Origin of the sequence: Pedomonas sp. (assembly GCF_036515995.1) — a bacterium.
Lineage (GTDB): Bacteria > Pseudomonadota > Alphaproteobacteria > Sphingomonadales > Sphingomonadaceae > Pedomonas.
In genome coordinates this window covers 1-10,073 of the sequence record NZ_DATBUP010000166.1, presented here as the reverse complement: position 1 = coordinate 10,073, position 10,073 = coordinate 1, and the positions used below count along the sequence as shown (strand labels likewise).

9 protein-coding genes are annotated in these 10,073 nt (G+C 64.2%); 6 read left to right on the top strand and 3 right to left on the bottom strand.

Annotated features, from left to right (window positions below; translation table 11 throughout):
• The first annotated feature begins 6 nt into the window (after positions 1-6).
• From VIG90_RS12780 to VIG90_RS12760, 5 genes are all read left to right on the top strand, one after another.
• Positions 7-687: a phosphatidylserine decarboxylase gene (locus tag VIG90_RS12780; RefSeq protein ID WP_331593907.1), complete on the top strand. Its 681-nt coding sequence runs from the start codon at positions 7-9 to the stop codon at positions 685-687.
• A complete protein-coding gene (gene pssA / locus VIG90_RS12775) occupies positions 684-1,616 on the top strand; it encodes a CDP-diacylglycerol--serine O-phosphatidyltransferase (protein ID WP_331593906.1) in 933 nt (310 codons plus the stop codon). The genes VIG90_RS12780 and pssA overlap by 4 nt, the downstream gene beginning before the upstream one ends.
• Positions 1,617-1,967: 351 nt before the next feature.
• Positions 1,968-2,399 carry an NUDIX hydrolase gene (locus tag VIG90_RS12770; protein ID WP_331593905.1) on the top strand — a complete coding sequence of 144 codons (432 nt, stop codon included), beginning with the start codon at positions 1,968-1,970 and terminating at the stop codon, positions 2,397-2,399.
• Positions 2,341-2,922 carry a CYTH domain-containing protein gene (locus VIG90_RS12765; protein WP_331593904.1) on the top strand — a complete coding sequence of 194 codons (582 nt, stop codon included), beginning with the start codon at positions 2,341-2,343 and terminating at the stop codon, positions 2,920-2,922. Before VIG90_RS12770 ends, VIG90_RS12765 begins: the two co-directional genes overlap by 59 nt.
• A gap of 89 nt (positions 2,923-3,011) precedes the next feature.
• Positions 3,012-4,643, top strand: a complete 1,632-nt coding sequence (locus VIG90_RS12760; RefSeq protein ID WP_331593903.1) for a long-chain-fatty-acid--CoA ligase — start codon at positions 3,012-3,014, stop codon at positions 4,641-4,643.
• 180 nt (positions 4,644-4,823) lie between these two features.
• Here VIG90_RS12760 and VIG90_RS12755 read toward each other — a convergent pair whose 3' ends face one another.
• Positions 4,824-5,786 (bottom strand): L-threonylcarbamoyladenylate synthase, encoded by a 963-nt coding sequence (locus VIG90_RS12755; protein WP_331593902.1) that lies wholly within the window; start codon positions 5,784-5,786, stop codon positions 4,824-4,826.
• A gap of 79 nt (positions 5,787-5,865) precedes the next feature.
• Here VIG90_RS12755 and VIG90_RS12750 point away from each other — a divergent pair, with 79 nt between their 5' ends.
• Entirely contained in the window at positions 5,866-7,656 is a 1,791-nt protein-coding gene (locus tag VIG90_RS12750) for an acyl-CoA dehydrogenase (protein WP_331593901.1), read from the top strand.
• A 153-nt stretch (positions 7,657-7,809) separates the two neighbouring features.
• Here VIG90_RS12750 and VIG90_RS12745 read toward each other — a convergent pair whose 3' ends face one another.
• Together VIG90_RS12745 and VIG90_RS12740 are read right to left on the bottom strand one after the other, a co-directional pair.
• Positions 7,810-8,577, bottom strand: coding sequence for a 2OG-Fe(II) oxygenase (locus tag VIG90_RS12745; RefSeq protein WP_331593900.1), 768 nt, complete (start codon positions 8,575-8,577; stop codon positions 7,810-7,812).
• A partial coding sequence (locus tag VIG90_RS12740; RefSeq protein WP_331593899.1) for a toprim domain-containing protein occupies positions 8,574-10,073 on the bottom strand: 1,500 nt, incomplete at its 5' end. The genes VIG90_RS12745 and VIG90_RS12740, both read right to left, overlap by 4 nt.

The following is a 10,073-nucleotide window of genomic DNA, read 5'->3' as shown; positions in this document are numbered from 1 at the left end:
GATTTTCTGACCAAATTGCCGCCGGTTCACCCGGAAGGGCGCAAGTTCGCAACCATTGCGGGCGTGATCACGCTGCTGTTCTTCCTGTTCGGCTGGACTGCCCTCGGCTGGATCGGCGTCATCCTCACCATCTGGGTGCTGGCATTCTTCCGTGACCCCGTGCGCGTGACCCCGGTGGGCGATGATCTCGTGATTTCCCCGGCGGACGGCGTGATCTGCATGATCACGGACGTGGTGCCGCCGAAGGAAATGGGTCTGGGCGATGAGATGCGTACGCGCGTTTCCATCTTCATGAACGTGTTCAATGTCCACATCAATCGCACGCCGGTGACAGGCGCTGTCGAACGAATCGTCTATATCCCCGGCAAGTTCATCAATGCCGATCTGGATAAGGCGAGCGAGGACAACGAGCGCCAGATGTTCGTCATTCGCATGGACAATGGCACCAAGGTGGGCATGACGCAGATCGCCGGTCTGGTTGCCCGCCGCATCATCCGCTTCGTGCGCGAGGAGGACAAGGTGGCAGCCGGTGAGCGCGTCGGCCTTATCCGCTTCGGCAGCCGCGTTGACGTGTATCTGCCGCATGGCACGGCGCCGCATGTGTGCGTTGGCCAGACCATGGTGGCTGGCGAGACCATCCTTGCGCGTATTGGCGACTCTCACATCATGGGAGGGGTGCGCCGGTGAGCGCATCTTTCGGGGGCGTACCGGAGGACGGTGACGTGACGGACAAGGACTTGGCTGGAAACGAGGCCGAGGGCGAGAAGGACGCAGGGGCGCGTCTTCTGCCCATGCGGGCCTTCGTTCCCAATGCCATTACGGTGCTGGCGCTGTGCTTCGGTCTGACCGGCGCGCGCTTCGCCATCATCGGCAACTGGGAAAAGGCGGTCGCCGCCATCATCATCGCGGGTGTGCTGGACGGCATCGACGGACGAGTCGCCCGGCTGCTGAAGGGGGCCTCGCGCTTCGGCGCGGAGCTGGACTCCCTGTCGGACGTGATCGCCTTCGGCGTTGCGCCCGCCATCATCATCTACCAGTGGGCGCTGCACGATCTGGGCGGCATCGGCTGGGTGGTGGCGTTGGCCCACGCGGTGTGCTGCGCCCTGCGTCTGGCCCGCTTCAACGCTCAGCTGGACGTTGACAACCAGCCGCACAAGCAGGCCGGGTTCCTGACCGGCGTTCCCTCGCCGGTGGGGGCGGGGCTGACGCTCAGCCCCGTGTTCCTCGACCTGTGGCTGGAGACCACGTTCTTCAGCGAACCGGCGGTCGCGGGCGTCATCGTGGCGGTGACGGCCTTCCTGATGGTCTCCAACCTCCCGACCTTCTCCTGGAAATCGGTGAAGCTGAAGCGGAGCATGCGCCTGCCGGTCCTGTTGCTGGTGGGCCTGTTCGCCGCCAGCCTCTTCACGGCACCGTGGGGCACGCTCTCGCTGCTGTCCATCGGTTATGCCATCACCATCATCTTCAGCGTGCGTAGCTATGGCCGCCTGCTGCGGCAAAAGCGTGAGCAGGCTGCGGTGCAAACCGCAGGCTCTGGCGCTGCAGCCACGACAGGCCGGACGACGGCTGAGCCAGGGACGACCGGCGCAGACGGCGCTGACGACGCAGCCGGATAGGCTGACCCAGCGGCGCAGAGAACGCCGGAGCCACCACCGGACCCGGTTCGATCATCGGCAGCGGGCGTGCTTCAAACGAAGCCGCCCGCTTCGTGTTTTCAGTCACCATGCCTGCGCGCAGCGCGGCCATCGCGGTGCGCCAGGGGCCCACCACCGCTGCGATGCCGGCCAGTGCGATGCTCAGAAAAAATGCGAGTGCGACTGCGTGTAGAAACATGGCAAACCCCCGTTTTCCATCAACTTGCGGCCATGTTCACGTTTTGTTCCACTAGAGTCAAGTGGCTTTTTTTCTGCGTCGGTTCATCTGTGGGTAAGAGTTGACATGCATCCTGCGTTTCAAGGGAGGAACGGATGCTTTTGAAATCGGCCATGGTGGCGGAAGAGGGCCTCGCCCTGTCCGCCGCGGTGAAGCTTGTTTGCCCGCGCGAGCGCCGGGCCCTCCTGCTGCGTCAGGCCGACGGCCGCTGGGACCTGCCGGGAGGGCATCTGGAAGAGGGCGAGGGGCTGGAAGACGCCCTGGCCCGTGAAGTTCGGGAAGAACTCGGTCTGCCCCTGCCGTCCGTTCGGCTGCTGGGCGAGTGGCTTTACGTGCGCCCCCAGCGTCGTGCGCGGCTGGTGACGTTCTATGCCTTGATGAACGAGGCAGCTTTCGATCTGCCTGACCTGTGCCTCAGCGACGAGCACTGCGAGGCGGCCTGGATCGGCATCGGCGAGGTGGATCGCCTTGACATGCCGCAGGGTTACCGCGACGCAGTGCGGACAGTTCTGTCAGCTGTCGATTAACGAGGCGCCTATTCCCAAGTATCTGGAGATTGAACGCCGGTTCCTGGTGCGGTCCACCCTATGGCCCGTGCCGGAGCGCAGCGTTCGCGTGCGGCAGGTGTATCTCAACCAGCGCGAGGACCTGTCGGTTCGGGTGCGCTCCATGGAAGATGCTTATTTCCTGACCCTGAAGGCGGGCGTCTCCTCCGGCACCCGGCAGGAGTTCGAGTGGCCCATTCCGTCGGAAGACGGGGCGGCCATCATCGAACGGCTGGCCGCGCGCCCGGCCATCGAGAAGACCCGCCACTTTGTGCGGGACGCCGGGAGGCTCTGGGAGATCGATGTGTTCGAGGGGGAGAACGCCGGGCTCATCATCGCCGAGACCGAGCTGCATTCCATCGACGAGCCGTTCGAGCATCCCGAATGGCTCGGCCCGGAGATCACGGATGATGCGCGCCTCACCAACAATGCCCTCTACCGGCACGGCTTTGCCCACTGGGGCATGAGCTACGCCGATCTCATCCGCGAGACGGGCGAGAAATAAGCCATCCCCCCTCTGACGCGGCGTTGCCGTGGCGCCAAAGCCGGTGTTAGCCTCTCAAAATTGACAGATGTCGACCTGGGGAGGCGCAGATGCTCGGAAAAATGCAAGACTGGCCCCTGTTGATCTGGCGGCTGATCGACCATGTTGCCGTTGCGCACGGGCGGCGTGAGATCGTCACCCAGACGGTTGAGGGGGAGCGGCACCGCTACACATGGCGGGAGGCCCGGCACCGCTCGAAGCAGCTTGCAGAGGCGCTGGCAGGGCTTGGCGTTCAGACCGGAGACCGGGTCGGCACGCTCGCCTGGAACACCTACAGGCATCTGGAAGCGTGGTTCGGTATCTCCGGCATGGGGGCGGTGGCCCACACCCTGAACCCGCGCTTGTTCCCCGAGCAGCTCATCTACATCATCAACCATGCCGAAGACACGGTGCTGCTGCTCGATCTCAGCTTCGTGCCGCTGGTGGAGAAGATCGCGCCGCACCTAACGACGGTGAAGCACTTCGTCATCCTGACCGACCGCAGCCACATGCCCGAGACGAGCCTGCCCGGAGCGTTGTGCTACGAGGAGTTGCTCGCGGCCGAGGACGGCACGTTCGAGTGGCCGATGATGGCGGAGACCGATCCCTGCGGCCTGTGTTATACTTCCGGCACCACGGGGCATCCCAAGGGCGTGCTCTACAGCCACCGCTCAACCGTGATGCATGCGCTGCTCATCAGCCTGGGCGACACCATCGGCCTGACCTCCTCAGGCGTGACGCTGCCGGTTGTCCCCATGTTCCATGCCAACGCCTGGGGCATTCCGTACAGCGCGGCGATTGTCGGGGCGAAGCTGGTGCTGAACGGCCCCCACTTCGATGCGCCGACCCTGCAGAAGCTCATCACCGAGGAGGCGGTGACCAGCACCGCTGCCGTGCCGACCGTCTGGCTGGCCATGCTCCAGCACCTGGAGAAGACCGGGACCAGCCTTGAGCCGCTGGATCGGGTGGTGATCGGCGGAGCAGCCGCGCCGCGCTCCATGATCGAGGCGTTCGAGAACCGCTATGGCATCACGGTCTGTCACGCCTGGGGCATGACGGAGATGTCTCCCGTCGGCTCGATCGGCACCCTGACCGCGGAAGCCATGGCGCTGCCGCGCGAACAGCAGATGGACCTGAAGGCCAAGCAGGGGCGCGCGATGTTCGGCGTCGATCTGAAGATCACCGACGATGAAGGCCGCGTGCTGCCGCGCGACGGCGCCTCGGCGGGGCACCTCAAGGTGCGCGGGCCGGCGGTGGTCGAGCGCTACTTCAAGGGTGAGGGCGGCTATATCCTGGACGAGGAAGGCTATTTCGATACCGGAGACGTGGCCACGCTCGATGAGCTTGGTTTCATCCAGATCACTGATCGCGCCAAGGACGTGATCAAGTCCGGCGGGGAGTGGATTTCCTCCATCGATCTGGAGAACGCTGCCGTGGGCCATCCTGCGGTTGCCGAGGCGGCCGTGATCGGCGTTCCCCATCCCAAGTGGGACGAGCGACCGCTGCTCATCGTGGTGCGCAAGCCTGAGGAGACAGTAAGCAAGGAGGCGATCCTCGCTTTTCTGCGCGACAAGGTCGCCAAATGGTGGCTGCCCGATGACGTGGTGTTCGTGGACGAGATTCCACACACCGCCACAGGCAAGATCAGCAAGCTGGAATTGCGTCGCCAGTTCAAGGATTACAAGCTTCCGACGGCGGCATAAGGTATCTGCTGTAAATTGCTGTTTTTACAACATTTCATTTTTACCTGCGCCGTCGTTTGTATTGCGGTCAGTCCTGTGGCATGAATGGCCCGATATAGTGCATTCATGCTATTTTGGTGTGAGTCCGACGTGCAGCGGCACGCCCGTATGATGGATCTGAAACCTATGGAACCTGCGCTCTCAACGCGGTGCGGCGGCGCGGCGGAGCCGGTCATTGATGGCAGCACCCAGGCCGGTTTCCGGAATGGGCGCAATGGCGATGCCGGATGCGCCGCTGGCTTCGGCGATGTGCAGGGCCTCGAACAGGCGGGCGGCGGCCTCGATCAGACTGCCTTGCGGGCTGAGGTTGATATTCCCGGCCAATCCATTGAAACCAATGAAAAACTCGTTCTGATCAGGAGTGGTGACATTGAGCCGCACCGGCTGGGAGGGCGCATAGTGGCTGGTCATCTGACCGGGCGCCTGAATCTTGCCCTCCGTTGCCGCGAACACCGGGGCGATGTCGGCAAGAGCCTCGGCCGGCACCGGGCCGGGGCGCAGCAGGCGCAACTGGTTACCTTCAACCGCGACGATGGTGGACTCAAGGCCCGCCTCGGTCGGTCCGGCATCGAGAATGAGCGGGATGCGGCCCGTCAGCCCCGCCAGCACATGCTCCGCTTTGGTGGGGCTGATGCGGCCGGACGGGTTGGCGCTGGGCGCGGCAATCGGACGGCCGAGGCTGGCGATGACCGCCTGCGCAACCGGGTGGTGCGGACAGCGAATGGCGATCGTCGGCAGGCCCGCCTGCACCAGGCTGGCGGCCGGGCTGTCCAGCCGGGCCGGCAGCACCAGCGTCAGCGGACCGGGCCAGAAGGCGCGCATGAGCTTCTCCGCCAGCGGCGGGATGTTCGCAAGCTGCGCGGCCATTGCAGGACCGTCAACGTGCACGATCAGCGGATTGAACGACGGGCGGCCCTTCGCGGCGTAGATGCGGGCCACGGCTTCGCCGTTGGTCGCGTCTGCCGCAAGACCATAGACGGTTTCGGTCGGCACGGCGACCAGCTGACCGGCTGCCAGCGTCTCGGCCGCCGCCGCAATACCGGCTGCATCGGCTGGAAGAACCGCCGTATCGAAAGCGTGATTGGATGTTGACTGATCGCTCATGACAGGCCGCTATACGGTCAGCGGGTGAAAAGTGCTACTGTTTGTGCGTCTCTCTCGTTCACCGCAGGAGGACATTCCGGTGACTTACCAAGCTCCGATCCGGGAACAGAAGTTCGTTCTCGAAACTATTGCAGATATTGATGAATTGTCGAACCTTCCCGGATTTGGCGATTTAAGTGCAGACTTGGTTTCCGTGATTGTGGACGAAGCCGGAAAGTTTGCAGAGGACGTGTGGGCACCGCTCAACCGTGTGGGTGATGAGCAGGGCGCGCAATGGAACGATGGCACGGTGACGCTGCCGCCGGGCTTCAAGGAGGCTTACGGCCGCTATGTGGAGGCGGGCTGGGGCTCGCTGTCCGCCGGCACCGAATACGGCGGGCAGGGCCTGCCGTTTGTTCTGTCTCTGGCGGTGCAGGAGAGCCTGACCAGCGCGAACCTCGCCTTCTCGCTGTGCCCGATGCTGACGCTGGGCGCGATCGAGGCGATCGAGGCGCACGCATCGGAAGAGTTGAAACAGACCTATCTCCCGAAAGTCGTCAACGGGGCATGGGCTGCCACCATGAACCTGACCGAGCCGCAGGCGGGCTCGGATGTTGGCGCGCTGAAGACGAAGGCCGAGCCGCAGCCGGATGGAACCTACCGGATCAAGGGCCAGAAGATCTTCATCACGTTTGGCGAGCATGATCTTTCGGAGAACATCGTTCACCTCGTTCTCGCCCGCACGCCCGGCGCACCGGCAGGCACAAAGGGCATCTCGCTCTTCATCGTGCCCAAGTTTCTGGTGAACCCTGATGGTACTCTGGGTGCGCGCAATGACCTGCGCTGCGTCTCCATCGAGCACAAGCTGGGCATTCATGCCTCGCCGACGTGCGTGATGAGTTACGGCGACAATGACGGCTGCGTTGGCTACCTCGTGGGTGAAGAGAACACCGGCATGCGCGCCATGTTCACCATGATGAACCATGCCCGCATCAACGTCGGTCTTCAGGGCGTGGCCATCGCCGAGCGAGCCTATCAGGGGGCCGTGGCCTACGCAAAGGAACGGGTTCAGTCGGCTCGACTGGGTGCGGCCCGCACACCGGTGCGCATCATCGAACACGCTGACGTGCGCCGGATGCTGCTGACCATGAAGGCGCGAACGGAAGCCGTGCGGGCGCTGACCTACTGCAACGCAGCGGCGGTGGACCGGGGCATTCACGCAGCCGATGAAGAGACCCGCAAGGCGGCGCGGGGGCTGGCGGACCTGCTGACACCGCTCACCAAGTCCTACGCCACCGACACGGGCGTCGAGGTGGCCAGCCTCGCCATTCAAGTGTTCGGCGGTATGGGCTTCATCGAAGAAACCGGTGCGGCCCAGCATCTGCGCGATGCCCGCATCACGCCCATCTATGAGGGCACCAACGGCATTCAAGCACTCGATCTGGTGGGCCGCAAGCTGCCGATGGACGGCGGCGCGCACTGGCAAAAGCTGTTCACCGATATCCGCAGCTTCACCGACACGCTGCCGGGCGACGGGGCAGTCGCCACGCTGAAGGCGCCGCTGGCTGAGGCAGTTTCCAGCCTTGAGGAAGCTACCCACTGGTTGGTCAACCATGCCAATCAGCCGGACGATGTGGCTGGAAGCGCCACGCCTTACCAGCGCCTGTTCGCCTCGGTGGTGGGCGCATATCTTCTGGCCCGGCAGGCAGTGGAGGCGGACCGGCGACTGGGCGCAGGTGAGGCAGAAGCAGACTTCCTCAACGCCAAGGTGATCACCGCCCGGTTCTACGCCGAGCAGATCCTGCCGCAGGACGTGGCGCTTCTGGGTCCCGTCACGAGGGGCGCAGACCTGCTCTATGCGCTCAGCGAGGACCAGTTCCTCGCGGCGTGAGGTTGCAGTCATCCGAGAGACGGTGTGCACGTGTTGAAGATACCTGCGCACCGTCTCTCGATTATGGGATTCGGCGTGCACATTGGCCGGGTCTAAAAGAAAAAGGGGCGGAAAACCCGCCCCTTACATGTGACTGCAGATCTATCACCTGCACTATTTGTTCCGGAACCACCCGGTCAGCGCGAACCGGCCCGGCGGGGCGAAGTTGGGCACGTAGCTGACGCTGTGGCGCTGCGGCACGGCGAACATGTTCAGCGTGTTGAAGGCAGGCTTGAACCCCTGGGTCACGTTGCCGTCTTCATCGTAGAACAACAGGTAGCCGCCGAAGTCTTCCTTCCAGTCCTTGCACATGTTGAGCACGTAGGCGACGCGCCAGCCTTCCATCACGTGGCTGTCGGTATGCAGGAACAGGAATTGGTTGCGGCTGTAGTAGGTGGCCTGCGCATCCGCCTTCACCAGATCGTCAAAGCCGGTGACGTGACGCACAAGGCCGGTCACCGCCTCGCTGTTCACATACTCGATCCAGCGGTGGGTGTAGAAGTGCTGGTTCCGGTCCGCCAGATACTCATCAAGGATCGGGTAGCAGTTGTAGGCGTAGCTGTACGTACCGGTGCTGGCCCGCTGGAGAATGCCGCCGAGCAATTGGTGCTGCTCTTGCGGCGGCAGCTTCTCCAGATCAGCGCGGCTGATGTAGCGAGCCTTGCTGTCCTCATAGTAGGCGAGGCCATAGGGCGTCTCGCGCGCCAGTGCGAAGTGCAGGCGCTCGGCGGTCTGCGGTGCCAGCACGTCCCGGATCTGGATGCGGCGATTGCGGGCGAACTCGTCGCGCAGGGCTGCCAGATCAAGCTCCGGATTGAGCGCAAAGGGAACGTCTCCGGCCACCGGCAGGTGGCCGAACCACGGCGCTTCGCCTGATTTCATATGTCCACATCCTCGACGAACTTGGCGTGAGACTGGATGAAGTTGAAGCGATGCTCCGGCTTCTTGCCCATCAGCCGCTCGACCAGATTGCGCACTTCGGCGCGCTCCTCATATTCCGCCGGCAGGGTGACCCGCAGCAGCGTGCGGTTCTTCGGATCCATGGTGGTTTCCTTGAGCTGGGCGGGCGGCATTTCGCCAAGACCCTTGAACCGGCTCACTTCCACCTTGCCACGGCTGCCCTTGAAGACGGTCTTCATCAGCTCTTCGCGGTGCGCGTCATCGCGGGCGTAGCGCACGGTGCCGCCCTGCGCGATGCGGTAGAGCGGCGGCTGGGCGAGATACAGGTGCCCATCACGCACCAGACCCGGCATTTCCTGGAAGAAGAAGGTCATCAGCAGCGTCGCGATGTGGGCGCCGTCCACGTCGGCGTCCGTCATGATGATAATCTTCTCGTAGCGCAGGTTGGCCGGATCGTAGCGATCACGCGTGCCGCAGCCGAGCGCGAGGCCAAGGTCCTGCACTTCCTGGTTCTGCGCGATCTTGGCCGTGTTGGCCGAGGCCACGTTCAGGATCTTGCCGCGAATGGGCAGCACGGCCTGGAACTTGCGATCGCGCGCCTGCTTGGCGGAGCCGCCTGCCGAGTCGCCTTCCACGATAAACAGCTCGGTGCCCTCGGAGGCATCGGCCGCGCAGTCCGTCAGCTTGCCGGGCAGGCGCAGGTTGCGCTTGGAAGTGGCGGTCTTGCGCTTCACTTCCTTCTCGGCCTTGCGGCGCAGGCGCTCGTCCACCTTGTCGAGGATGAAGCCGAGCAGGGCGCTGGAGCGCTTCTGGTCCTCGGTCAGCCAGTGGTCGAAGTGATCGCGCACCACCGTTTCCACCAGCTTGGTGGCTTCCGGCGAGGTGAGGCGATCCTTGGTCTGGCTCTGGAACTGCGGGTTGCGGATGAACACCGACAGCATGACCTCGGCCCCGCCGAGGATGTCGTCAGGCGTGATCTGCTCCGCCTTGCGCTGGCCGATCAGCGAGCCGAAGCCCTTGAGGCCGCGGTTGAGCGCCTGACGCAGGCCGGACTCGTGCGTGCCGCCCTGCGGCGTGGGAATGGTGTTACAGTACCAGGTGCCGCCGCCCTCGCCATAGACCGGCCAGGCGATGGCCCATTCCACCGAGCCCTGACCATCCGGGAAGTCTGCACGGCCGGCGAAGATGTCGGCGGTGACGCACTCGCGGTCATCGATCACTTCGCGCAGGTGGTCGGCAAGGCCGCCGGGGAACTGGAACACGGCCTCGGCGGGCGTGTCGTCCGAGATCAGCGACGGGTCGCAGCGCCAGCGTATCTCGACCCCGGCGAACAGATAGGCCTTGGACCGCGCCAGCCGGTAGAGCCGCGCCGGCTTGAACCGCGCCTCGGCCCCGAAGATCTCGACGTCGGGAACGAAGCTGATTTTCGTGCCTCGGCGATTGGGAGTGTCGCCGACCCGCTCGAGCTTCGAGGCCGG